25 protein-coding genes and 2 tRNA genes are annotated in these 25,359 nt (G+C 18.7%); 7 read left to right on the forward strand and 20 right to left on the reverse strand.

The window, feature by feature from the left end:
- Window positions 1-16: 16 nt before the first annotated feature.
- The 7 genes from bamA to rpsB form a co-directional block, all read right to left on the reverse strand.
- Entirely contained in the window at window positions 17-2,515 is a 2,499-nt protein-coding gene (gene bamA, locus GJT99_RS01105; RefSeq protein WP_168893883.1) for an outer membrane protein assembly factor BamA, read from the reverse strand.
- Window positions 2,496-3,854, reverse strand: a complete 1,359-nt coding sequence (gene rseP / locus GJT99_RS01110) for an RIP metalloprotease RseP (protein WP_168893884.1) — start codon at window positions 3,852-3,854, stop codon at window positions 2,496-2,498. The genes bamA and rseP overlap by 20 nt, the downstream gene beginning before the upstream one ends.
- A 73-nt stretch (window positions 3,855-3,927) precedes the next feature.
- Window positions 3,928-4,650, reverse strand: coding sequence for a polyprenyl diphosphate synthase (gene uppS / locus GJT99_RS01115; protein ID WP_168893885.1), 723 nt, complete (start codon window positions 4,648-4,650; stop codon window positions 3,928-3,930).
- 59 nt (window positions 4,651-4,709) lie between these two features.
- The gene (locus GJT99_RS01120) at window positions 4,710-5,264 is read right to left on the reverse strand and encodes a ribosome-recycling factor (protein WP_168893886.1); all 555 of its coding nucleotides are present in this window, start codon (window positions 5,262-5,264) and stop codon (window positions 4,710-4,712) included.
- 30 nt (window positions 5,265-5,294) lie between these two features.
- A complete protein-coding gene (pyrH, locus tag GJT99_RS01125) occupies window positions 5,295-6,026 on the reverse strand; it encodes a UMP kinase (RefSeq protein WP_168893887.1) in 732 nt (243 codons plus the stop codon).
- Window positions 6,027-6,088: 62 nt separating this feature from the next.
- The gene (gene tsf / locus GJT99_RS01130; RefSeq protein ID WP_168893888.1) at window positions 6,089-6,895 is read right to left on the reverse strand and encodes a translation elongation factor Ts; all 807 of its coding nucleotides are present in this window, start codon (window positions 6,893-6,895) and stop codon (window positions 6,089-6,091) included.
- Window positions 6,896-6,910: 15 nt separating this feature from the next.
- Window positions 6,911-7,612: a 30S ribosomal protein S2 gene (gene rpsB / locus GJT99_RS01135; RefSeq protein ID WP_168894092.1), complete on the reverse strand. Its 702-nt coding sequence runs from the start codon at window positions 7,610-7,612 to the stop codon at window positions 6,911-6,913.
- Window positions 7,613-7,774: 162 nt separating this feature from the next.
- Between rpsB and map the strand changes: the two genes are divergently transcribed.
- Window positions 7,775-8,560, forward strand: a complete 786-nt coding sequence (gene map / locus GJT99_RS01140) for a type I methionyl aminopeptidase (RefSeq protein WP_168893889.1) — start codon at window positions 7,775-7,777, stop codon at window positions 8,558-8,560.
- Between the two features lie 58 nt (window positions 8,561-8,618).
- On the opposite strand, the gene rpoD is transcribed toward map, so the two are convergent.
- The 3 genes from rpoD to rpsU form a co-directional block, all read right to left on the reverse strand.
- Complete coding sequence (gene rpoD / locus GJT99_RS01145; protein ID WP_168893890.1) at window positions 8,619-10,421, reverse strand: RNA polymerase sigma factor RpoD; 1,803 nt, start codon at window positions 10,419-10,421, stop codon at window positions 8,619-8,621.
- Window positions 10,422-10,509: 88 nt separating this feature from the next.
- Window positions 10,510-12,255, reverse strand: a complete 1,746-nt coding sequence (gene dnaG, locus GJT99_RS01150) for a DNA primase (protein WP_168893891.1) — start codon at window positions 12,253-12,255, stop codon at window positions 10,510-10,512.
- A 45-nt stretch (window positions 12,256-12,300) separates the two neighbouring features.
- A complete protein-coding gene (rpsU, locus tag GJT99_RS01155) occupies window positions 12,301-12,516 on the reverse strand; it encodes a 30S ribosomal protein S21 (protein WP_168893892.1) in 216 nt (71 codons plus the stop codon).
- Window positions 12,517-12,648: 132 nt separating this feature from the next.
- On the opposite strand from rpsU, the gene tsaD reads away from it, so the two are divergent.
- Together tsaD and GJT99_RS01165 are read left to right on the forward strand one after the other, a co-directional pair.
- Window positions 12,649-13,671, forward strand: coding sequence for a tRNA (adenosine(37)-N6)-threonylcarbamoyltransferase complex transferase subunit TsaD (gene tsaD, locus GJT99_RS01160; RefSeq protein WP_168893893.1), 1,023 nt, complete (start codon window positions 12,649-12,651; stop codon window positions 13,669-13,671).
- 22 nt (window positions 13,672-13,693) lie between these two features.
- Complete coding sequence (locus GJT99_RS01165) at window positions 13,694-14,497, forward strand: undecaprenyl-diphosphate phosphatase (protein ID WP_168893894.1); 804 nt, start codon at window positions 13,694-13,696, stop codon at window positions 14,495-14,497.
- Window positions 14,498-14,515: 18 nt separating this feature from the next.
- Here the strand turns inward: GJT99_RS01165 and GJT99_RS01170 are convergent, their stop codons facing one another.
- A complete protein-coding gene (locus tag GJT99_RS01170; RefSeq protein ID WP_168893895.1) occupies window positions 14,516-15,745 on the reverse strand; it encodes a multifunctional CCA addition/repair protein in 1,230 nt (409 codons plus the stop codon).
- Window positions 15,746-15,867: 122 nt separating this feature from the next.
- On the opposite strand from GJT99_RS01170, the gene ribB reads away from it, so the two are divergent.
- Window positions 15,868-16,524 carry a 3,4-dihydroxy-2-butanone-4-phosphate synthase gene (ribB, locus tag GJT99_RS01175; RefSeq protein ID WP_168893896.1) on the forward strand — a complete coding sequence of 219 codons (657 nt, stop codon included), beginning with the start codon at window positions 15,868-15,870 and terminating at the stop codon, window positions 16,522-16,524.
- Window positions 16,525-16,542: 18 nt separating this feature from the next.
- On the opposite strand, the gene GJT99_RS01180 is transcribed toward ribB, so the two are convergent.
- The 4 genes from GJT99_RS01180 to trxA form a co-directional block, all read right to left on the reverse strand.
- Window positions 16,543-16,616: transfer RNA gene (locus GJT99_RS01180), tRNA-Pro, on the reverse strand.
- Between the two features lie 11 nt (window positions 16,617-16,627).
- Window positions 16,628-16,701 (reverse strand) — tRNA-His (locus GJT99_RS01185).
- A gap of 264 nt (window positions 16,702-16,965) precedes the next feature.
- Window positions 16,966-18,225: a transcription termination factor Rho gene (rho, locus tag GJT99_RS01190; protein WP_168893897.1), complete on the reverse strand. Its 1,260-nt coding sequence runs from the start codon at window positions 18,223-18,225 to the stop codon at window positions 16,966-16,968.
- Between the two features lie 214 nt (window positions 18,226-18,439).
- Entirely contained in the window at window positions 18,440-18,772 is a 333-nt protein-coding gene (gene trxA / locus GJT99_RS01195) for a thioredoxin (RefSeq protein ID WP_168893898.1), read from the reverse strand.
- Between the two features lie 243 nt (window positions 18,773-19,015).
- Here trxA and dksA point away from each other — a divergent pair, with 243 nt between their 5' ends.
- Complete coding sequence (gene dksA / locus GJT99_RS01200) at window positions 19,016-19,468, forward strand: RNA polymerase-binding protein DksA (RefSeq protein WP_168893899.1); 453 nt, start codon at window positions 19,016-19,018, stop codon at window positions 19,466-19,468.
- 28 nt (window positions 19,469-19,496) lie between these two features.
- Here the strand turns inward: dksA and GJT99_RS01205 are convergent, their stop codons facing one another.
- The 4 genes from GJT99_RS01205 to aroE all read right to left on the reverse strand — a co-directional run bounded on the left by GJT99_RS01205 (window position 19,497) and on the right by aroE (window position 22,796).
- Window positions 19,497-20,267, reverse strand: a complete 771-nt coding sequence (locus tag GJT99_RS01205; RefSeq protein ID WP_168894093.1) for an ABC transporter permease — start codon at window positions 20,265-20,267, stop codon at window positions 19,497-19,499.
- A gap of 29 nt (window positions 20,268-20,296) precedes the next feature.
- Complete coding sequence (locus GJT99_RS01210; RefSeq protein WP_168893900.1) at window positions 20,297-21,211, reverse strand: ABC transporter ATP-binding protein; 915 nt, start codon at window positions 21,209-21,211, stop codon at window positions 20,297-20,299.
- Between the two features lie 107 nt (window positions 21,212-21,318).
- Window positions 21,319-21,942 (reverse strand): Fe-Mn family superoxide dismutase, encoded by a 624-nt coding sequence (locus GJT99_RS01215; protein ID WP_168893901.1) that lies wholly within the window; start codon window positions 21,940-21,942, stop codon window positions 21,319-21,321.
- Between the two features lie 35 nt (window positions 21,943-21,977).
- Window positions 21,978-22,796 (reverse strand): shikimate dehydrogenase, encoded by an 819-nt coding sequence (aroE, locus tag GJT99_RS01220; protein WP_168893902.1) that lies wholly within the window; start codon window positions 22,794-22,796, stop codon window positions 21,978-21,980.
- Between the two features lie 673 nt (window positions 22,797-23,469).
- Here aroE and def point away from each other — a divergent pair.
- Window positions 23,470-24,006: a peptide deformylase gene (gene def, locus GJT99_RS01225; RefSeq protein WP_168893903.1), complete on the forward strand. Its 537-nt coding sequence runs from the start codon at window positions 23,470-23,472 to the stop codon at window positions 24,004-24,006.
- The gene (gene fmt, locus GJT99_RS01230) at window positions 24,003-24,980 is read left to right on the forward strand and encodes a methionyl-tRNA formyltransferase (protein ID WP_168893904.1); all 978 of its coding nucleotides are present in this window, start codon (window positions 24,003-24,005) and stop codon (window positions 24,978-24,980) included. Before def ends, fmt begins: the two co-directional genes overlap by 4 nt.
- On the opposite strand, the gene rplQ is transcribed toward fmt, so the two are convergent.
- The gene (rplQ, locus tag GJT99_RS01235; protein ID WP_168893905.1) at window positions 24,973-25,359 is read right to left on the reverse strand and encodes a 50S ribosomal protein L17; all 387 of its coding nucleotides are present in this window, start codon (window positions 25,357-25,359) and stop codon (window positions 24,973-24,975) included. The two genes, fmt and rplQ, sit on opposite strands and share 8 nt — an antisense overlap.

Below are 25,359 nucleotides of genomic sequence, written 5' to 3' on the forward strand. Positions count from 1 at the left end.
TTTAATCATTAAATAATTATACCCATTTCTGAACAAAATTAAATTGAAAAAATTGTATTTTATCCATTTTATATTTTTTAAATGGATATGCAAAAGAAATAATTATATTCCCAAATGAAGTACGAAATTGAAAAGATAATCCTATAGAAGATCTTATTTGATAAATAAGATTAAATTTAGGAATTTTATATAATTTTAGTAAATAATTATTTTTTAATGAAGTATCAATTACATTACCTATATCTAAAAAAATAGAAGATCTTATTTGTTTTATGAATCTATTATTTAAAAAAAATAAAGGAATAATTAATTCATTATTTATACTAAATAAAATATTACCACCTATAGGAATATTAGATAAACAAATAGTTTTTTTATTACTACAATTATATTCTTTTGAAGAATAATATATACCTTTAGGCCCAATACTATTTATTTGGAAACCTCTAATAGAATTAGATCCACCTAAATAAAAATTTTTATAAAAAGGATATTTTCCGCCTAAAAAACCATTACCATAACTAAAATTACTTTTAAATAAAAAAACTATAAAATTATTATTTTGGAAATTATTTTTTAATTTTTGTAAACAAAATATAGGGAAATATTGTAAATAATTAAAATTAATTTTAAAATAACGATTTTTACTATACCAAGGAATAGAAAAATAAGTATCTAAAGAACTTAAAATACCACTTGATGGTAAATTAAAATCATTTAAATTTTTAAATATAAATGTGCAATGAATTATGAATTCATCTAATAAATAATATTTATATAATTTATTATATTTTTGATATCCTATATTTCTAAGATAATTCCACAATGATAATTGTGGTTCAATATTAGTAATTTTATTTTTAATAAATCCAATATTATTTTCAATAAAAAATTTATTATTAATTGGTAATTTAAATATTCCTAAAAACCCTTTATTTTTATTTAGATAATTATAAAAAAAATTATCATCTTCATTTATAGAATTTAAGAATATTTTTATACCAGAATTTATTTTTCTAAAAAAAGCATGGTTTTTCATAATAAAAATTTCAAAATAATAATGATAAAAATCTTTGTGGAAATCAATATCTACATCATATCCAGTACCTATAAAATTATTTTGTTGTAAAACAGTATTTAATCCTAAAGATCCACCTTTTATTATTCCTATCCCAGTTTTTAAAAAACCTTCATTTTTTTCATCTACCTTAAATATAATATTTAAGGTATTTTTTAAATCATAATTTTTATATAAAAAAATTTCTACTTTATTAAAGTATCCTAAAGACAATAATCTTTCTTTTGTTTTTTTTATTAATTTCAAATTTAATAAATCACCTTCTGATTGTAGTAATTCATTTCTTAAAAGAGAATCTTTAGTATAATTATTTCCTAAAAAATTTATTTTTCTTATATAATATTGATGATTATTTTTTATGTAGATTAAAATATCTACTGTATTTTTTTTTTTATCTATAATAGGTCTTATTATTACTTTAGGATTTACAAATCCATTTTTTTTAAAAAATTTTATTATTTTATATTTTAATTTTATAATTGTATTAGTATTATAAGTTTCTCCTGGAATAATATTAATTATATTTTGTATCGATTTTTTAAAATATTTATTTGTATTCAGTATTATTAATATTCTTTTATAAAAAAAAGGTTTATTTTCTTTAATTTTTATTGTTAAAGTTTTTTTTGTTTTATTACGTGATATATTTTGTATAACATCTTGTATTTCAAATTTTAAATATCCTTGATTTATATAAAAATTATTTAATTTATATATAAAATAATTAATATCACTAATTCTGTATTTTCTTTTATTTATAAAAAAAAATAAAAATTTATTATTAATATTTAAATTTTTTAATAAAAAATTAGTTTTATAAGCTTTATTACCTATAATATTAATATCATCAATATCTATTGAATTATATTTTTTAAATAAAATTTTAATATCTACCTTATTATTTAAATGTCTTTTTATTTTTATTTTTATATAAGAAAAAAACATAGAATTTTTTAAAAAAATTAATTTTATATTTTTTTTAAATAAAAATAATGAATTATTATTTAATATATTATTTTTTTTTATATCTAATTTATCTAATAAATAATGAATATAATGATCACCAATAATTTTATTACCTTCAATTTTAATATTATTAATAATTGGTTTTTCTAAAATTTTAATAAAGATAAAATTTTTATATTGAATAATATTCAGATTATTTATCATATTATGTAAATACATTACTTGTAATATGTTAAATATTTTTTTTGTAGAAAGACAATTTTTTTTTATATATTTATATATTTCATTATTTTGTAATGTTTTTTTATTTAAACCAAAAAAAATAACTTGATTAATACAATTATTTTTTTTATTTAAATTATTTGCATAACAAAAAATATTTATATCAAAAATAAATAAAAAAATAAATAAAAATTTACAATAATTAATAATTTCTATTAATTTTTTTTTTTTAAAACTGATTGAAATCATTTATAAATGTAATCCCCATAATTATTATTAAAGTAATTATACTAAAAATATATATTATTTGTTTAATCTTATTTGGTATTTTTTTATTAATTATTTTTTCAAAAATTAAAAATAGTAATTGTCCACCATCTAATATTGGCAAAGGAAATAAATTAATTATACTTAAGTTAATACTTATTATTGCTAAAAATAAAAAATAGTATGTAATACTATTTCGAAATAATATACTTGCAATATGTCCTATAGAAATAGGCCCATTTAATTTAGAAACATAATTTTTTTTATAAAATAAAAAATTATTTAAAATTAATTTTATTACTTTAAAAGTTTGATTTAATGATTTTATTAATGCTTGAATGAAATTTATTTTATATCGAAAATATAGTTTATTTTTATTTTTATATACTTTAGGTAACAATCCTAAAAATCCTTCATTATTTTTTCTTTTCAAAGAAAAAATATTTAAATTTATATTATTATTTTTTCTTTTAATATTTAAATGAATTATTTTATTAGGACTATTATAAATAATTTTTTGAAAATTATACCAATTTATAAATTTCATATTTTCTATACTTATAATTTTATCTCCAACTTTTAAATTAGCTTGTTCTGCAGGAGAACCTGGTACTATATAGTTAATAATAGGATAAATTTTTAATTCTTGAGGTAATATTCCTAATATTGTTATCAAATTTTTTTCATTCAGAAAACTAAGAAAATTTTTATCAAAATTTAATTTTTTTTTTTGGAAGGAAGAAGAATTAATTTTATGAAATTCTATATTTATTTCTTTTTTTTGGTGAATATTTTTAATTAATTCTGTATTTAATTTATTCCAATTACTAATTTTAGTTTTATTTATTTTTGTTATTTCAATATGAGATTCTAAATTAATTTTATTTCCTATAGAAGTAAAATTAATTTCATTAATAATGTTTTTTTTTATTGGGAATCCTATTAAAAAAATTATAAAATAAATAAATGTTGCAAAAAGAATATTTGCAAAAGGTCCTGCAAATATAATAAATATTTTTTTAAAAAAATTTAATTGATAAAAAAGTAATAATTTAAATTTTTTAATATATTTTAAATCATATTTTTTTACCGATTCAGGTATTTTAACATATCCACCAAAAGGTAATAGTCTTATTATATAATTTGTTCCATATTTATCACGATATTGAAAAATTTTTTTACCAAAACCTAATGAAAAACATTCAACGTAAATATTAAAACAACGTGCTATAAAAAAATGTCCATATTCATGAATTATAATTAAACTACTTATAGTAATACAAAATATTATAATATTATATAAAATATTTATCAAAATCATAACTCCTAAAATTAATATTAATTTTTATAAAAATAAAATTTATGTTTTTTTATAAAAAAATAAAATAATTTATTTAATTCCCCCCAAAACGGCGATTTCTTCTTTTAAAAGAATTAAGTGCTTTTTTAAAATCATATTCATTAAAATCAGGCCATAATGTTTGGGTAAAATATAATTCTGAATAGGCAATTTGCCAAATTAAAAAATTACTAATACGATATTCTCCTCCTGTTCTAATTACTAGATCTATAGGAAAAATTTTATTTAAACAAATATAACTACTTATCATATTTTCATCAATATCATCAGGATGTAATAATTTTTTATGAATTTTAAAAGCTATTTTTTTTACACTATTAATTATATCCCAACGTCCACCATAATTTATGGCTATATTTAATAATAATTTATTATTATTTTTTGTTAAAAACTCTGCTTTATTAATAGATTTTTGTAAAGAAAAATTTAATTGATTTATATTACCAATAATTTTTAAACATATATCTTGTTTTTTTAAATTTATTGCTTCTATATCTAATATTTCTTGAAATAAATCCATTAAAAATTTAATTTCTTGATTAGATCTTTTCCAATTTTCACTGCTAAAAGCATATAAAGTTAATGCTTTAATTTTATATTTTAAAGATAAACCAATAATTTTTTTTACAGTTTTTACTCCTTCTTTATGTCCTAAAAAATTTAATTTTTTATTTTTTTTTGCCCATCTTCTATTTCCATCCATAATAATAGCTATATGTTTAGGATAAAAATTAAGATAATTATTTTTTTTTTTCATTTTTAAAAATCTAAAATTTTATTTATTAAATAAAAAAAATTTTATTATGATTTAAAATACTAACAGAAAAAATTTCTTTCTATTTTTTTAAAAAATTCTTGAATTTCTTTAATATAAAAAACTGTTTGTTTTTGAATTTTATTATATAAAATTTTTTCTTGATTTTCATTTATTTGTTTATTTTTAAATAAATTTTTAATTTTATGGTTTGATTTTCTACGTATATTTCTAATATTAATTTTATTTTGTTCAGTTTCTGTTTTTATATTTTTAATAATTTTTATTTTTCTAAATTCTGTAATAGGAGGTATATATACATATATATTATGTCCAATAATTTTGGTTGTTAGATCTAAATTTGCAAGTATAATACTTTTTTCTATATTTTTTTTTATTGTAATGTCAAATGGTGTAATTTTAAGAGTAGAATTATTTTCTAATACTATAGAACATATATGATTAATAGGTGTTAATTTATTATTTAATTTTAAACAAATATGATTTAATAAATAAGGAGATAATCTATTTTGTGATAAAATATTTACTTTTTTAATAAACGTATTTAAACATTTTTGCATGCTTATTTTATTATCATTAATAATATTATTTTCCATATAAATATCCTTTATTTAAACTAAATTTATTTAATAATTTTTTATTATTGTTCCTATAATTTGCCCAGTTAAAATCTTATAAAGAGAACCAGGTTTTTGAATATTAAAAATATGTATAGGTATATTATGATCACGTGCTAAAAAAAATGCAGTATTATCCATAATTTGGATTTTCTTTTTTATAACATAATCATAATTTATCATATTAAAAAATTTAGCATTTGAATAATTTATAGGATCTTGAGAATAAACTCCATTAACTTTAGTTGCTTTTAATACAGCATCAGCTTCTAATTCTATAGCTCTTAAACATGCTGTAGTATCTGTAGTAAATAATGGATTACCAATACCTCCTGTTAATATAACTATATTATTTTTAATTAAATCAATTGCTTTAAAAGTATTGTACTCTTTACAAATACCCTGTATTGGTAAAGAAGACATTAAATATACATTAATTAATTTATTTTTAATAGAATGATATAATAATAAACCATTAATTATAGTTGATATCATACCAATTTGATCACCTAAAACTCTTTTTATATTATTATTTTTGTTACAATATCTACCTCTAAATAAATTACCACCCCCTATTACTATACCGATTTCAACACCTAAAGGTAAAATACTTTTTATTTCTTGTATAATATAATCTAATAATTTATTATCTATACCAGATAGATTTTTACCTTGCAAAAATTCTCCACTAATTTTTAGTATGATCCGATTATAAACTGTTTTTTTTGTAGTATTATTCATAAGATATTTATTTTTTATATACTTTATACATATAAAATTAATTAGTTATATAAATAAAATAATTAATTTTTAATTATATTACTACCAATTTCTAAACATAAAAAATTTAAAATTTTCATTTTATTTTCACTTAAAATATCAAATACTGTTTTATTATTATTTAATAAAAATTTTTGATTATATAGTGTAACATTATTTATAAATTTTTTTATACGTCCTTCTATAATTTTTTTTATAATAATTTTAGGTTTATTTTCTTTAATTGCAATATTTTTTTGTAATTCATATTCTTTTTTGATAATAATAGAAGGAATATTTTTTTCTTGTATATATTTTGGCCTTAACATAGCTATATGCATAGAAATTTTTTTCATTAATGATCGATTATTAATATTAGATTTAATAATAATACCAAGATGCTTATTATGATGTATATATTCTCCTATAAATTCACCTTTAATATATTCTAGATGATGAATAAATATATTTTCTTTTAAAAGACTAATTAGTTCTATTCTTTTATGATTAAAAATTTCTTTTATTATATTTATATTTTTTTGATTATTTTTTATAACATATTTTAAAATTTCATGTCCAAAATTAATAAAATGCATTGATTTTGCAACAAAATCAGTTTGACAATTTATTTCTAATAATATTCCGAAATCTTTTGTTATATAATCAAAAATTAATCCTTCTTTTGTTTCACAATTTTCTTTTTTAATAGATTCTATTTCAAAATGTTCTCTTATATAACTTATTGCATTCTGTATATTACCTTTTGTTGCTTTTAATGCTTTTTTACATTTTATAATACTAATACCTGTTATATTTCTCAATTCTTTAATTTTATTAATATTAATTTTCAATATTATCTCCTTTTTTTAATTTAAATTATTATTTAATTTAAGTTTATTATTTGATATAGTTTGAGTTATATAATATAAATATAATTTTATAGCACGGACAGCATCATCATTAGCAGGGATAACAAAATTAATACCTTCAGGATTAGAATTAGTATCTATTATTGCAAAAATAGGAATATTTAATTTTCGAGCTTCACTTATTGCAATTTTTTCATGATTTGCGTCTATTACAAATATGGCATCAGGTAATCCTCCCATATTTTTAATACCACCTAAACTTTTTTCTAATTTTAATAATTTTCTATTACGTGTTAAAGCTTCTTTTTTTATTAACTTTTTGAACGTTCCATCTTTACTTTGTAATTCTAATTCATTTAATGTTTTAATAGATTTTTTAACAGTTTTCCAATTAGTTAACATTCCTCCTAACCAACGATGATTAATAAAAAATTGATTACAATTAATAGCTGTTTCTTTTATAAGAGAAGAAGCTGCTTTCTTTGTTCCAATAAATAAAATTTTCCCTTTACGAGAAGTAATTTTTTTTAATTCTTTTAATGCAATATTAAACATTTGAATAGTTTTATCTAAATTAATAATATGTATTTTGTTTTTATCATTAAAAATAAATCTTTTCATTTTTGGATTCCAATAACGTGTTTGATGTCCAAAATGAGCTCCTACTTTAAACATTTCATTAATAGATATAGACATTATATTATCCTTATTTTATATATAAATAAAATCATATTATATAATTAATATTTATACAAAAATTTTCTTAAATAAATTTAATTTAATTATTTTTAAAGTTATTAAAATTATGTATATAATATAACATTATATATTATATAATTAATATTTTATAAAAAGAAAATAATGAAAATATTCATTAAAAATTCTAAAGAAATAAAAAAAATTTATAAATCTTGTCAATTAGCAGTTGAAGTATTAGAAATGATTAAAAATTATATTATACCGGGAATTAGTACTGAAGAGATAAATAATATATGTCATAATTATATTACAAATATTCAAAAAGCTAAATCAGCTACTCTAGGATATAAAGGTTTTCCAAAATCAGTATGTATTTCTATAAATGATGTTGTGTGTCACGGAATACCAAATAAAAAAGAAATTTTAAAAAATGGAGATATTGTAAATATAGATGTAACAGTATTATATAAAAATTATTATGGAGATACATCAAAAATGTTTTTAGTAGGCAATAATGTTTCTAAAAAATCTAAATTATTATGTTTAACTGCCCAAAAAAGTTTATATAAAGCTATTAATATTTTAAAACCTGGTATAAGATTATATAAAATTGGGCAGACAATACAAAAATATGTTGAATCTAAAAATTTTTCTGTAGTTAGAAACTATTGTGGTCACGGTATAGGTAAAAATTTTCATGAAGATCCTCAAATATTACATTATAAATCATATGATTATGGTATAATCTTAAAATCTGGTATGATATTTACAATTGAACCTATGATTAATATAGGACATCATGGTGTATATGTAATGAATGATAATTGGACTGTAAAAACTATAGATAAAACTAATTCAGCTCAATATGAGCATACAGTACTTATTACTGATGGAGGGAGTAAAGTATTAACTATTAGAAAAGAAGAAAATATATTTATAAAAAAATAAATTTGATATGATTAAGTAATTAAAATATTAATTACTTAATCATATTAAATAATATTAATTAATTATCTAAGAAGCTTTTTAATATTTCAGATCGACTAGGATGTCGTAATTTTCTTAATGCTTTTGCTTCTATTTGTCTAATTCTTTCTCTAGTTACATCAAATTGTTTACCTACTTCTTCTAAAGTATGATCTGTATTCATATCAATACCAAATCTCATTCTTAATACTTTTGCTTCTCTTGGTGTTAAACTAGAAAGAATATTATATGTAGCTACTTTTAAACTTTCTGAAGTTGCAGAATCTAAGGGTAATTCTAAATTATTATCTTCAATAAAATCACTTAAATGTGATTCCTCATCATCTCCTATAGGAGTTTCCATTGAAATAGGTTCTTTTGCTATTTTTAATACTTTTCTAATTTTATCTTCAGGAAGAAGCATATGTTCTGATAATTCTTCTGGTGTAGGTTCTCTACCTAATTCTTGTAATATTTTTCTAGAAACTCGATTAAGTTTGTTAATAGTTTCAATCATATGCACAGGAATTCTTATAGTTCTTGCTTGATCAGCAATTGATCTTGTTATAGCTTGTCTAATCCACCATGTGGCATATGTAGAAAATTTATAACCTCTTCTATATTCAAATTTATCAACTGCTTTCATTAAGCCTATATTTCCTTCTTGAATTAAATCAAGAAATTGTAATCCTCTATTTGTATATTTTTTAGCTATAGAAATAACTAATCTTAAATTAGCTTCAATCATTTCTTTTTTTGCTTTTTTAGCTTTTATTTCACCTATAGTAATTTTTTTATTAATTTTTTTAATTTGTGAAATAGTTAATCCAGTTTTTTTTTCAATATTAATTAATTTAGTTATATAATTATGAAATTGATTTAAAAATAAATTTTTTTCATATATATTATATTTTTTTTTATATTGAAAATATTTTATTTTATTTAAAAATAATTTTTTATTTGTTTCATTACCATAAAAAATTGAAATAAATTTTTTTTTTGATATATAATAATTTTTAAGTATTAAATTCATAATATTACGTTCTTCTATATGTATTTTAAATATTATAGAACGCATTTTTTTTACTAAATAATTAAATTCTTTAGATATTAAACGAAATTGTTTAAAAATTTTTGAAAGATTTTTAATTTCATTTATTGACTTATTATGATATCTACCATTTTTTTTTACTAAGACTAATGTTTTATAATATTGTTTTTTTAATTCTGAAAATTTTTTTTTAGCAAATTTACAATCTATAATATTTTCATTATTTTCTATTTGTATATTATTAGATAAGTTAACATTAGAAGAAAATACGATATTTTCTTTAAAATTATTATTGATAAAACCATGTATTAAATCTGATAAACGAATATTTCCAGATTTAACTTTTTCATATTTTTCTAATAAATATTTAATTGATTTAGGATATTCAGCTATTGCAGATTGCATCTGATTAATACCTTCTTCTATACGTTTCGCAATATTAATTTCTCCTTCTCTTGTTAATAATTCTACAGTACCCATTTCTCTCATGTATATTCTTACTGGATCTGTAGTTTTACCCATTTCTAATTCTACATTAGATAATACTTGTACTGCGTCTTCTGCTTCTGTTGTATTATTTTCATTATTATTTAAAATTAAATCATCACCATCAGGAGCTTCTTCCATGACTTGGATACCCATATCATTTATCATTTGAATAATATTTTTTAATTGATCAGAATTAATTATATTATCAGGTAAATGATCATTGATCTCTGAAAAAGTTAAATAACCTTGTTCTTTACCTTTAGTTACAAGAAGTTTAAACTGTAATTTTGAGTTATAATCCATAAATAGTTCCATAATATTATTTATTAATATTTAAATAAATTTTTTATTTAAAAAATATATTACTTATAATATTTTAATAATTTTTTATTTAAATTTTTAAATTATTTTTTTTTTTAATTAAAATTTTATTTAAAGACCATAATTCTTTTTTTTTTTCATTACTTAATCCTTGTTTTCTATCTAAAGATATTAAATAATCTTGTCTATTTTCCAATATATTTATTTTTAATTTGTTTATTAAATATATAAAAAATGTTTTTATTTGATGATCAGGAATCATATGATCCCATGTAATTAACATTTTAATGATTTTATTTAACTTTGTTCCTTTATATTGTTTTAATATTTCAGCTGTCGTAATATGTTTATTTTTATAAAAATTTACAAATTTTATAAAAAAAAATAAACCATTTATATTCGAATTTTTAAAATATTTAAATTTAGGTACTAATTTAATTAATTTAGGATTTTGTATTAATAAACTTAATAATCTACGAACAGTAGTTTTTTTAAAACTATTATTTATAATAGTTTCTTTTTGATTATATAAAAAATTATATATATCTAAAAAATTTAATATTCCTATTTTTTCTCCTAATTTTTGTATTAAATTAATTTGAAAAAAATTATCAGGAATCAATTTTATAAAAGATAAAGCTTTGTATATGAAATTAGTTTTTTCTTCACAAGAAGAAAACAAATTTTTTAAAAATAATGTTTTAAAAAAAAAATGTGAAAATGATAAAGTATTATTTATTCTTTTTTCAAAAAGATTTTTTCCTTCTTTTCTAATTAAACTATCAGGATCTTCTCCTTTAGGTAAAATCATGAAAAATATTTGTTTTCCTTTTACTAAAAAAGGTAAACTTTTTTTTAACGAATTCCATTGTGCTTCTATGCCTGCTTGATCTCCATCAAAACAATAAATAATGTTATTGGTTATATTAAATAACTTTTTTATATGAACACTAGTTATAACAGTTCCTAGTATAGCAACTGCATATTTTATATTAAATTGGAATAAACTAATTACATCAATATAACCTTCTACTACAATTATTTTTTTTAAAATATTATTTTCTTTTTTTATTTCGAATAATCCATATAATTCATTACTTTTATAAAAAATATTATTTTCTGAAGAATTTAAATATTTAGGTTCTTTATTATCAAAAACTCTTCCTCCAAAACCAACTATAAATCCATGTATATTCTTAATAGGAAATATGATACGATTATAAAAAATATCATAATAATTATGGTTATGTTTATTTAATTTTAAAATTTTTAATTTTTTATGTAAAATTTCTATATTTTTTGTATTACGGAATCTTTTATTAGCCCAATATAAGGGAGAAAAACCAATAGAAAAATATTTTATAATATATAAATTAAATCCTCTGTTTAATAAATATTTTAATGCCGTTTTACCTAAAGATTTAAATAAATAATTTTTATAAAAAAAACTTAAATTAAACATTAATTGATAATAAATATTATCTTTTATTCTCTTTCTAAAAAGAAAAGATTTATTATTATCTTCAATAGGTATATTAAATATATTTGATAATAATTTTATACTTTCAAGAAAAGATAAATTTTCATAATTTATAATAAAATCAATAATATTACCATGTGCACCACAACCAAAACAATGGTATAATTGTCTTTCAGAATTAACAACAAATGAAGGATTTTTTTCTATATGAAAAGGACAAATTCCAAAAAAATTTTTACCTTTTTTTTTTAATTTAATTTTATCTATAATTAATTTTACAATGTCAACTTGATTTAATAAATTATTAATAAATATACGAGATACATATTTAATCATAAAATTAATTTTTGAATTTATTATTTTTATAAAAAAAGATAATTTTTAATATAAACGAATTCTTTTAGAATTTTCTCTTAATATTTTTTTAATATGTCTTTTTTTTGCAGAAGCTTTTGCTCTTTTTCTTGCTGTTGTTGGTTTTTCGTAAAATTCTCTACGTCTAACTTCTGATAAAATTCCTGCTTTTTCACATGAACGTTTAAAACGTCTTAAAGCTAAATCAAATGGTTCATTATCACGTATTTTAATGATTGGCATATAATATCCTTTAGTTTAGAATATATAATATTTACTATATTATAATCATATATTATATTATAATATAATATTTAAATTATATAAATAATTTTTTATTTTATTCATAAAAAAATTATAATTTTAAGGAAAAATATGCTTTTTATGGGTATAGAAACATCATGTGATGATACATCAATATCTATTTATGATGATAAAAAAGGTATATTATGTAATAATGTTTGTACACAAAAAATTCATTCTAAATATGGAGGTATAGTACCTGAAATAGCTGCTAGAAATCATTTAAAAAAAATTATCCCATTAATTAAAAAATCTTTATTAAAAATTAATAAAAATTTAAATAATATTGATGCTATAGCTTATACTGCAGGGCCAGGACAAATAAACTCTTTAATAGTAGGAGCTACTGTTTCACATACTTTAGCATTTGCCTTAAACATTCCTATTATTCCAGTAAATCATATGGAAGGTCATTTATTTTCAATCATGTTACAAAAAAAAAAACCATATTTTCCTTTTATTGGTTTATTAATTTCTGGTGGACATACACAATTAATATATGTATATAAATTTGGAAAATATAAAATTTTAGGAAAACATATAGATAATGCTGTAGGTGAAACTTTAGATAAAGTATCTAAATTATTAGGATTAAAATATCCTGGAGGTAAAAATTTATTTCAATTATCTAAATACGGTATACCAAAAAAATTTATTTTTCCTCGTCCAATGACATCTAAAAAAAATAATTTAGATTTTAGTTTTTCTGGATTAAAAACTTTTATCCAAAATTTTATAAAAAAACAAGATTTAAAAAATTTTCAAGTTAGGGCAAATATTGCACTTGCATTTGAAGATGCAATTATTGATACTTTATATATAAAAAGTTTATGGGCTTTAAAAAAATATCATATAAATCAATTAGTTATTGCTGGAGGAGTTAGTGCAAACAAAAAATTAAGAAAAATTTTTTATCAAAATTTTCAAAAGTATAATATTAAATTATTTTATAGTAATAAAAAATTATGTACAGATAATGCTGGAATGATTGCTTATATTGGATCAAAAAAACTTCTTAAAAAAGAAAAAAAATATATATTAACTAATATAGTTGTAAATTCTAAACTTTCTTTAGAAGATAATTTTTTATTGTAAAATTTTAATATTTGAGGTTTTTATGATAAAATTAGATTTTTTTTCTATTATAATATTAAGTATGATACAAAGCTTAACTGAATTTTTACCAATATCTTCAAGTGCTCATATAATTATTTTTTCTAAAATACTAAATATTATTAATGATAAAAATTTACAAATTTTCGAAGTTATCCTACAATTAGGATCAACATTAGCAATTTTTATTATATATTGGAAAAAAATTATTAAAATTATATTAAATACAATTTATTATAATTCTTTTAATAAAAAAAAAATTAATATATTTAATATAATAATATCTACATCACCAATAATTTTTATAGGGTTAATTTTTTTTTATAAAATAATAAAAATTAATAATATATTATTTATTAAATATGGATTATTTTTCGGAGGATTATTATTATTATTTTCTGAAATATATAAACCTAAAGTATATATTAAAAATATTAATTTTATTTCATATTATTTCAATTTTATAATTGGATGTTTCCAATGTTTAGCCTTATTACCGGGTATTTCTAGATTAGGATCAACATTATCTATAAGTTTATTATTAGGAATACAACGTTCTATTGCTATAGATTTTTGTTTTATTATATCTATACCTGTAATTTTAGGAGCAAATTTATTAACGTTATATAAAAATTATTCAATTATAACTTCCAATAATCTTAAAATCTTGTTTATAGGATTTTTTCTTTCATTTATCATTAGTTTATTTATAATAAAAAAATTTATTTATGTAATAAATAATATTTCTTTAATATGGTTTAGTATATATCGTATATTTTTAATATTAATTTTATTATTAATTTATTAATTAAAATATAAAAAATAATTAATATTTAAATTTTAAAAAATATTTTAATAATTTTAATCTTTCTTTTTGAATCTCTTTATTTATATTAACTCCTTTTAAATTAATATTATTAATTATATTTTTAATATTTAATGTAGAAATAAATTTATACATTTTAATAAAATATTTACCTTGTTTATATTTAATTGATTCTAACGTTAATCTACCTCTTGCATCGGCTTCACTTATTAAAGCAATTTGTTTTACTCTTTCAGGTTTGCGCCAAGCATCAATAATATTATATATATTCAATATGTTTTCTGGTGTTTGATGATATATATCATGAATAATATCATGTACTTTAGCTGCTAAAATAGATAGTTTTTTAATATTATTAGGTACTTTTAATTTTTTACATAATTTTTTAATTAATGGTATTCCAGCTATACCATGTCCTGGATGTCTAGGCCATAATTTTTTTGGAGTTAATCCTTTACCTAAATCATGACATAATGCTGCAAATCTTGTTGATACATTCTTTGTAAGTTTAGAAATAATTTTTAATGTAAGTATTGTATGTATTCCAGTATCAATTTCTGGATGCCATTTTATTGGTGCAGGTATACCATATAATTGATCTATTTCTGGAAAAATTACAGACAAAGCATTACATTTTCTTAATATTTGAAAATATATTTGAGGATCTTTAGATTGAAGTGCACTGTATGTTTCTTTCCAAATTCTTTCAGGTTTTAAATATAATAATTCTCCAGAATTACTCATAATTTTCATTAATTGTAATGTACTATCATGAATTTTAAAATTTAAATAGTTTAATTTAGCAGCAAATCTAGCTACTCTTAAAACCCTTAAAGGATCATCTTTAAATGATGAAGATACATGTTTTAATATACGATTTTTGATATCTTGCAACCCATTATACGGGTCATAAAATTTTCCTAAATTATTTTGCGCAATAGCATTAATAGTAAGATCTCTACGTAATAAATCTTCTTTTAAAGTAATATTAGGTGTAACATAATATTTAAAACCTTTATAACCATGTCCTGATTTATATTCAGTTCTAGCTAATGCATATTCTTCATATGTTTTAGGATGTAAAAAAACAGGAAAATCTTTACCAACTAATTTAAAACCTAATTTTAACATAGATTTTATATCAGCTCCGACAACAACCCAATCTTTATCTTTTACATTTATTTTTAATAAATGATCGCGAACAGCTCCACCAACTAAATAAATTTTCAATTTATTACTCCTAAATTTTTTTTAAAACATAAAAAATTTATTTTTTATAAATAAAATATTATTTTTTTTATTTTACTAAATTAATATATAATATCATTAAATTATAATTTAAATATTATTTTATGAATTTACTTGATATAGAATTTGGTAATATTGAAACACGCATTAAAAATGCTATTAATTTCTTAAAAAAGGGAAAAGGTATTTTAATTTTAGATGATGAAAAAAGAGAAAATGAAAGTGATATTGTTTTTGCAGCAGAAAATATTTCTATAGAAAATATTGCTTTTTCTATTAGATATGGTAGTGGTATTATTTGTTTATGCATTACAGAGTATTTACGTAAAAAATTAAAATTACCTATGATGGTAAAAAAAAACACTAATTTTTATAAAACAGGATTTACTGTTAGTATTGAAGCAGCTAAAGGTATTTCTACTGGTGTTTCTGCAAAAGATAGATTTACAACTATAAAAACTGCTATTTCTGATAATGTAATTCCTACAGACTTAAATAAACCAGGACATGTTTTCCCATTAAGAGCTGTAGATGGAGGTCTTTTTAAAAGACAAGGACATACTGAAGCAACAATAGATTTATTAAAAATTGCAAAAATGCAACTTGTGGGTGTATTATGTGAATTAACTAATAAAAACGGTACCATGGCAAATAAATTTGATACTATATCTTTTGCAAAAAAAAATAAAATGATAGTAATTACAATTAATGATATAAAACAATATTTTATGAAAAACAATTTTTCAAGTAAAAATTTATAAAAACTAAAGTTATTTTTATCGGCGAGAGAGGATTTGAACCTCCGACCCACTGGTCCCAAACCAGTTGCGCTACCAAACTGCGCTACTCGCCGTAAAAATTTTGGGTGGTTAATGGGAATTGAACCCATGACAACCGGAACCACAATCCAGTGCTCTACCAAGCTGAGCTATAACCACCACATTTAATTTTAATATAAAAATCAATAATTTATTTATATATTCAATAAAAATAAGGACTTTAAATTTTTATTTTTAGAAAAAATATTTTATCGTAACTAAATACGAGTGTAATTTATATTACATTAATATTACAAATTCATTTCTTAAATGTCTAGTTTTTTTTATAAAAATTTTTTAATTAATATATTTAAATAAATATTTGTTAATATTAAAAAATTTTTTTTAAAAAAATTTTAATAAAAAAATATTAATATAATTAATTTAAGATCTTTTCATCATGTTAAAAAAATCATGATTAGTTTTTGTCATTGATAATTTATTTATTAAAAATTCCATTGCATCTATTTCATTCATAGGATGAATTATTTTTCTTAAAATCCACATTCTTTGTAATTCTTTAGGTGAACTTAATAATTCTTCTTTTCTTGTCCCAGATCTATTATAATCTATGGCAGGAAATACTCTTTTTTCTGCTATTTTGCGTGATAAATGTAATTCCATATTACCAGTTCCTTTAAATTCTTCATAAATAACATCATCCATTTTTGATCCTGTATCAATTAATGCTGTTGCTATAATTGTTAAACTTCCTCCTTCTTCAACATTTCTTGCAGCTCCAAAAAAACGTTTAGGACGATGTAATGCATTTGCATCAACTCCTCCTGTTAAAACTTTACCAGATGCAGGTGCAACAGTATTATATGCTCTTGCTAATCTAGTCATAGAATCTAATAAAATAATAACATCTTTTTTATGTTCTACTAATCTTTTTGCTTTTTCAATAACCATTTCTGAGACTTGAACATGTCGAGAAGGAGGTTCATCAAAAGTTGATGCAATTACTTCACCTTTTACTAGTCTTTGCATTTCTGTAACTTCTTCTGGACGTTCATCAATAAGTAAAACTATTAATACACAATCAGGATGATTATATGCAATACTTTGTGCTATGTTTTGTAACAACATAGTTTTCCCAGCTTTTGGAGGTGCTACTATTAAACCTCTTTGTCCTCTTCCTATAGGTGAAGCTAAATCTAATACGCGAGCAGTTAAATCTTCTGTAGAACCATTACCTCTTTCCATACTTAATCTAGAGTTTGCATGTAATGGTGTTAAATTTTCAAATAAAATTTTATTTCTAGCATTTTCAGGTTTATCAAAATTTACTTGATTAACTTTTAATAAAGCAAAATATCTTTCTCCTTCTTTGGGAGGACGAATTTTACCTGAAATAGTATCTCCTGTACGTAAATTAAAACGTCTAATTTGACTTGGAGACACATATATATCATCAGGACCTGCTAAATAAGAACTATCAGAAGAACGTAAAAATCCGAACCCATCTTGTAATATTTCTAATACTCCATCACCAAAAATATCTTCACCACTTTTGGAATGTTGTTTTAATATAGTAAAAATAATATCTTGTTTACGCATTCTAGCTAAATTTTCTAGATAAATACTTTCACCTAAATCTATTAAATCAGATATAGGTTTATTTTTTAATTCGGTAAGATTCATAATGGTGAGGTCTTAACTTTAGTGGTTCTTAAATATTTTTATATAAAATTTATTTATAAAATACTAACACGAATAAATTTTAATTAAATAATTGTTATAATTACAACATTTATATATTTTAATTAAAATTTTACTTTATTATTTTATTATTAATTAATAAAATACTCATAATAATATTATCTCCTTTAAAAAATTTTATAACTCATTTAAAATATTATTTTAAATTTTTGTTTAAAAAATTTTTTAATTGTATTTTAGTTATAGAACCAATTATTTTGTCAATAATATTTCCATTATTAAATAATAAAATTGTAGGTACACTACGAATATTATATTTTTCTGTTATAGTTTTATAATTTTCAATATTTAATTTAGCAAAAACAATATTTTTATATTCCAGTGATACTTCTTCTAAAACTTTAGAAAAAATTTTACATGGATTACACCATTCAGCCCAAAAATCAACTAAAACTAAATTATTTTTATTTATTTCTTGTTGAAAATTTTTATCATTTAAATTTATTATAATATTATTCTTATACTGCATAAATTTAAGATTCCTATATAAATAAATATTATTTAAATTATTTTAATGAATTTGATAAAAAACTTATTTAACTATATTTTAATTTTTACTATTATATAATAATTATATTCTTTTTACAAGAAAATAAATAATATTTAAAATTAATAGTAACAAGTTAATAAATTTGATAACTTATATCAAGTATAATATACTTATTAAATTTTAATTTTAAATAAAAATATTTATTAAATTATTGGAAAAATAATGAAAAAAAATAATAATTTTTTATCATCTTTAAATATTTTATCTTTTGCTGGAGTATCTCCATACAAATTAAAACCTAATGAAAAATATATGAATAAAAAACAATTATTACATTTTAAAAAGATATTAGAATCATGGAAAAAAAAAATAAATAAAAAAATTAATAATACAGTTACTTATATTAAAGACGGAACGTCTAATTTCCCTGATCCTATAGATAGAGCGACACAAGAAGAGGAATTTAATTTAGAATTACGTAATAGAGATAGAGAAAGAAGATTAATTAAAAAAATTGAAATAACATTAAAAAAATTTAATACAAAAAATTTTGGTTATTGTGATTGTTGTGAAATTGAAATTGGATTAAAAAGATTAGAAGCACAACCTACTGCAAATTTATGTATTGATTGTAAAACTTTAGCAGAAATACGTGCTAAACAAATTGCAGGATAAAAAAATATTATTAAATAACTCATATTTATTAATATAATAAACATATTTTTTTTTCAATTAAAATAAAAATTAATAGATATAAGATAACAATAAAAAAAAATAAAATTTTTATAGTTAAAAATAAAGATACTGTATGTATACCTAAAAAACTATAACGAAAAACAGAAATAATATAATATATAGGATTTATTTTTAATATTTTTTGCCAAAAAGAAGATAAAATATTAGTAGTGTAAAAAACACCTCCTAAATATGTTAACGGAGTTAATATAAATGTGGGAATAAAATTAATATCATCAAAATTTTTTGCAAAAATAGCAGTTAATAAACCTAATAAAGAAAATAAAACAGATGTTAAAAATATAAAAATTATAAAAAATAACCATGAATATATATGTAAAGAAATAAAAAAAGTAGCAGTAATAGTTAAAAAAATACAAATAATAATACTTCTTAAAATACCTCCACTGATATATCCTAAAATAATAATATTAGTAGGTATTGGTGCTATTAATAGTTCTTCTATAGAACGATTAAATTTAGCATTAAATAATGATGATGCGACATTAGAATATGAGTTATTAATAATACTCATCATGATTAAACCAGGTGTAATAAATTGTACATAACTAAAACCAGATATTTTATTAATATTATTACTAATAAAATTACCAAATATTATAAAATATAGTAATATTGTCATTATAGGAGGTATTAAAGTTTGTATCCAAATACGAATAAATCTATTTATTTCTTTTTTTATAAGAGTATATAATGCGATTAAATAGGGATGTATTATCATTGTTATGATTTTTTTATAGTTAAAATTTAATTAGAAATAAAATCTATAAATAATTTTTCTAATTTATTATACTTGTTTTTTAAACTCATAACTTGAATATTTTGTTTTGTTAATTGTATAAAAATATTATTTAAATTTTGATTTTGAAAAACTATAATTTCTAGTTTAGAACTATTAATAATAGTATATTTATATCCATGAATTTTAGGAAAAATTTTATTTAAATTTATATACTCTAATATAAATGTTTCAAATTTTAATTTATTTAATAAATTATTTATAGTACAATTTTTTATTAATTTACCATTATTAATAATTCCAATATGATTACATAAAAATTCAGCTTCTTCTAAATAATGAGTTGTTAAAATAATAGTTATCCCTTTTTTATTATTTAGTTTTTTAAAAAAATTCCACATATTATAACGTGATTCAATATCAATTCCTGTAGTAGGTTCATCTAAAATTAATAATTTAGGATTATGAATTAATGATCGAATAATCATTAAACATCGTTTCATACCACCTGATAAATTTTTAGCTTTTTGATTTCTTAATTTCCATAATTTTATAATTTTTAAATATTCCAAAATTTTATTTACAACTTTTTTTTTATTTAGACCATGATACCCTGCTTGATTAAATAATATTTGTAATACTGTTTCAAATGGATTGAAATTAAATTCTTGTGGTACTAATCCTATTATTTTTTTTACTTGTAGAGTATTTGTTGTAATATTTAATCCAAAAATTTTTATTTTTCCAGAAAATTTACTTATTAAAGAAGTAATTATATTAATAATTGTTGTTTTACCAGCACCATTAGGACCTAATAGAGCATAAAAATCTCCTTTTTTTATATTTAAATTAAAATTTTCAAAAATTTTAAAATTATTTGGATAATTTTTAGATAAATTTTTAATTTCTAATGCATAAGACATAATAATATTTTCCTTATAAAAACAAAAATTATAAAATAATTTTTTAAAATATTTTAATATCTATAAATAGATGTATTTTATTTATATAAATAAAATACATCATATTTTTATTTATTTAAAAATATTTGTAATACTTTATCCCAATTTAAAACATTCCAAAAAGATTGAATATATAAATTTCTATTATTTTGATATTTTAAATAGTATGCATGTTCCCATAAATCTAATCCTATAAGGGGATATCCTAAAGATTCTTTTTGATTATTTAATAACATAAGTGGATTATCTTGATTTACTGTAGTAACTATTTTTAAAGAATTTTGTTTTTTAACTAACCATATCCATCCTGAACCAAAAAATTTTAAAGCTTTTTCTTCAAAAATTTTTTTAAAATTTTCAAAATTAGAAAACTCATCTTTTAAAATATTTAATATAATATTATTAGGTTTAGTATTTTTTTTTAAAATTTTCCAAAAAAAACTATGATTAGCATGACCTCCTGCATTATTACGTAATAACGTTTTTTGTGATATAGGAATTAAAAGATTATCTAAATTAGATATTAATTCATTTATCTTTAAAATTTTAATATTATTTTTTTTAAGTATTAAATTAGTATTATTAATATAATTTTGATGATGTTTAGTATGATGTATTTCCATTGTTTTTGTATCAAAAAATGGTTCTAAATCAGAATATTTATATAATAATTTTGGTAATTTATAATTCATATAATAAACCTTTTTAAAAAGATAGATTGCTGATATTAAATATATTTTCTAATAATTTTTTTTGTATTAGGTATAATACCGTGCCATAAATAAAAAGAATATGCTGCTTGTTCAATTAACATTCCAGTACCATCTGATACATTTTTAACACCATGTTCAACACACCATTTTAAAAATGGTGTGTTGCCTTTATTATAAAAAAGATCATAACAAAAAATATTTGGCTTAATAATAGATGAAGGAATATTAGGAATTTTTTTTTTCATGCTACTAGAAGTAGCATTAATAATTATATCATAATTTATATTATTTATTGAATGATATGATAAATCTTCAATTTTTAAATAATTTATTTTTTTAATATTTTTAAAATATCGAACAATATCTTTAGCATGTTGATAAGTACGATTTACAATTGTAATATTACAACCAAAATGAATTAATGAATATATAACTCCTTGTGCAGCACCTCCAGCACCTAGTAATAGTATATTACTTTTAGTAGTAATAAAATTTAAATTTTTTAAATCTTTTAATAATCCTATTCCATCTGTATTATCACCTAAAATTTTTTTAGAACTTGTAATTTTTATCGTATTAACAACTCCAGAATATTTTGCTCTACTAGTTAGTATATCACATATTTTATATGCTTCTTTTTTAAAAGGAATAGTAATATTAGCTCCTAAACCTCCATTTTGAAAAAAATTTCTAATAGATTTAGAAAAAAAATTTATTGGTACATTAATTTTTATATAATTCTGTAATATTCCTGTTTGTTTAGCAAATAATTTATGTATAATTGGAGACTTACTATGTTTTATAGGATTTCCAAATACTGCAAATAATTTCATATTTATCCTTTACAAATAATTAAATTAATAAAACTATCCTTAATTTTAGAAAGTTTTGAATATCTTTCTTTTTTTCTAGGTAAAATTAAAATATATTTTTTTATATTATAAAAATTACATGTTTTTTTAAAAAAGTAGACATAGTTTCATCTATAAAATATTTTTACTAATAGAAATAATAAATTTTTTAAAATAATTATAAATTTTTTGTATTAAATAATAATTAGTAACAATTACATATACAGTAATAAAATTAAAATTTTTAATCAATATAGTTTTAATAGACATCATAATCCATAATATTTTAAGTAAATAAAATTTTTTTTTTCTACATTAAATAATTTTTTTTATTTATATAATTTAATAATTAATTATATTTAAAAATAATTAAAATTAATCTTTTTTTTATATTATGTTTTTTTATAATTAAAAATTTATATATCGTTTTTTTATTATCTGTATAACATCATTCTAAATTAAATAAAGATTCAGTAGAATTTTTTATAATTTTATCTATTTTAAATACATTAATAAAATTTTAATATCCATAATCTTTTTTTATTTTTATATAAAATTATAAATAAATTATATATAAATAATTTATTTATAAAAAATTTTAAAAATTTCTGTTATATTATAAAAATAATTATTTTATAATAAAAAAATTATTACTATGTCTATAATGAAATTATTATATTTTCCTAATAAAAAATTAAGAAAAAAAGCAAGATCTATAAAAAAAATAGATGACAACATTAAATTATTAGTTAATAATATGCTTAAAACAATGTACTTTTACAATGGCATTGGATTAGCAGCTACACAAATAGGAATAAATAAAAAAATTATAGTTATTGATATAACCATAAAAAGAAATAATCCTTTAATATTAATTAATCCAAAAATTATAGTAATTGATAAATCTAAAATTAGTAATAAAGAAGGTTGTCTTTCTATACCTATTAAACAACAATATTTTATTTTAAGATATAAAAAAATAAAAATTAAAGCTAAAAATTTAATGAATGAAAATATTGAATTAGAAGCAAAATATTTATTATCTTATTGTATACAACATGAAATAGATCATTTAAATGGAATTTTATTTATTGATTATTTATCAAATTTAAAATATCAAAGAATTTATGATAAAATAAAAAAACTTAATAAAAAAATAATATTTATAAAAAAACATAATCATATAAAATGAATAAAAAAAAAATCAAAATTATTTTTATAGGTACTTCAAAATTTTCTGCTTATCATTTAAAAGGTTTAATAAATAGTATCCATAAAATATCTTGTATTATTACAAAACCAGATACTCGTGCTAATAGAGGACATAAGTTAATTTTTAATCCTATAAAAAAATTAGCTTTAAAATATAGAATTGATATCTTACAACCAGAATCTTTAAGTTCTTTATCTTTAATTAAGCAAATTAAAAATTATAAATGTGATATAATTATTGTTGTAGATTATGGATTATTAATTCCTAATCCAATATTAAATATTCCTAAATTATTTTGTATGAATGTACATGCTTCATTATTACCTAGATGGAGAGGTGCAGCTCCTATACAAAGAGCATTATTAGCTAATGATTTAAAAACAGGTATTAGTATTATCAAAATGAATAATTTTTTAGATCAGGGGGATATTATTTATCAAATAGAATATAATATTTTATTATATGATACATATGGATCATTATATAAAAAATTAGCAATACTTGGATTACAAGGAGTATTATTTATTTTAAATAAAATTGCAAAAGGTACAAAAATAAAATTTAAATCTCAAAATATTAATATAATAAAACCTACATATGCAGAAAAAATATCTAAAAAAGAATGTAAATTAGATTGGTTATTACCAGCTAAAAAATTAGAATGTATGATTCGTGCGTTTAATCCTTATCCGGGAACATATTTCTTTGTAAAAGATAAAAGATTTAAAGTATGGCAAGCAGAAGTTATTGCTAATTTTAATAATAATTATATTAATAAAACACCTGGAACAATTTTATCAATAAATAGGTACGGTATACAAATAAATACTATAAATGGAATTTTAAATATTCAAATCATTCAACCTAGTGGTAAAAAACAAATGAATATTCAAAATTTTTTAAATTTTAATCAATATAAAAATTTATTTATAAAAAATGATATCATTATTTAATTTTTTTATTTTTTATAATTATTTTTCTTATTGTTAATTCTATATAAGCCATAGGTGCTTTATCTCCATTACGAAAACCACATTTAATAATACGTGTGTAACCACCTGATGTTTTATAAAATTGAGGAACAATAACTTTAAAAAGTTTATTAATGTTTTTTTTATTATTTAATTTAGAACGTATTAATCGTTTGCTAGTAATAGTATTTTTTTTCGCAATAGTAATAATTGGTTCTATAATTTTTCTAAGTTCTTTAGCTTTACTTAAAGTTGTTTTAATAATTTCATAGTAAATTAATGAATTAGTCATATTATATAGCATTGCAATACGATGAGAACTATTTCTATTAAAATAACGACCTGTTTTACGATGACGCAT

Origin of the sequence: Enterobacteriaceae endosymbiont of Donacia cincticornis (genome assembly GCF_012568845.1) — a bacterium.
Lineage (GTDB): Bacteria > Pseudomonadota > Gammaproteobacteria > Enterobacterales > Enterobacteriaceae.

Coding starts and splice junctions, on each gene's coding strand:
- trxA (WP_168893898.1), bottom strand. CDS start 18,772: ATGCAGTATAAGAATAATATTATAATAAATTTAAATGATAAAAATTTT.
- rho (WP_168893897.1), bottom strand. CDS start 18,225: ATGAATCTTACCGAATTAAAAAATAAACCTATATCTGATTTAATAGAT.
- pyrH (WP_168893887.1), bottom strand. CDS start 6,026: ATGAATAATACTACAAAAAAAACAGTTTATAATCGGATCATACTAAAA.
- rpoD (WP_168893890.1), bottom strand. CDS start 10,421: ATGGATTATAACTCAAAATTACAGTTTAAACTTCTTGTAACTAAAGGT.
- rpsU (WP_168893892.1), bottom strand. CDS start 12,516: ATGCCAATCATTAAAATACGTGATAATGAACCATTTGATTTAGCTTTA.
- tsaD (WP_168893893.1), top strand. CDS start 12,649: ATGCTTTTTATGGGTATAGAAACATCATGTGATGATACATCAATATCT.
- GJT99_RS01215 (WP_168893901.1), bottom strand. CDS start 21,942: ATGAATTATAAATTACCAAAATTATTATATAAATATTCTGATTTAGAA.
- ribB (WP_168893896.1), top strand. CDS start 15,868: ATGAATTTACTTGATATAGAATTTGGTAATATTGAAACACGCATTAAA.
- fmt (WP_168893904.1), top strand. CDS start 24,003: ATGAATAAAAAAAAAATCAAAATTATTTTTATAGGTACTTCAAAATTT.
- def (WP_168893903.1), top strand. CDS start 23,470: ATGTCTATAATGAAATTATTATATTTTCCTAATAAAAAATTAAGAAAA.
- GJT99_RS01165 (WP_168893894.1), top strand. CDS start 13,694: ATGATAAAATTAGATTTTTTTTCTATTATAATATTAAGTATGATACAA.
- GJT99_RS01210 (WP_168893900.1), bottom strand. CDS start 21,211: ATGTCTTATGCATTAGAAATTAAAAATTTATCTAAAAATTATCCAAAT.
- rplQ (WP_168893905.1), bottom strand. CDS start 25,359: ATGCGTCATCGTAAAACAGGTCGTTATTTTAATAGAAATAGTTCTCAT.
- rseP (WP_168893884.1), bottom strand. CDS start 3,854: ATGATTTTGATAAATATTTTATATAATATTATAATATTTTGTATTACT.
- bamA (WP_168893883.1), bottom strand. CDS start 2,515: ATGATTTCAATCAGTTTTAAAAAAAAAAAATTAATAGAAATTATTAAT.
- GJT99_RS01120 (WP_168893886.1), bottom strand. CDS start 5,264: ATGGAAAATAATATTATTAATGATAATAAAATAAGCATGCAAAAATGT.
- map (WP_168893889.1), top strand. CDS start 7,775: ATGAAAATATTCATTAAAAATTCTAAAGAAATAAAAAAAATTTATAAA.
- aroE (WP_168893902.1), bottom strand. CDS start 22,796: ATGAAATTATTTGCAGTATTTGGAAATCCTATAAAACATAGTAAGTCT.
- uppS (WP_168893885.1), bottom strand. CDS start 4,650: ATGAAAAAAAAAAATAATTATCTTAATTTTTATCCTAAACATATAGCT.
- dnaG (WP_168893891.1), bottom strand. CDS start 12,255: ATGATTAAATATGTATCTCGTATATTTATTAATAATTTATTAAATCAA.
- dksA (WP_168893899.1), top strand. CDS start 19,016: ATGAAAAAAAATAATAATTTTTTATCATCTTTAAATATTTTATCTTTT.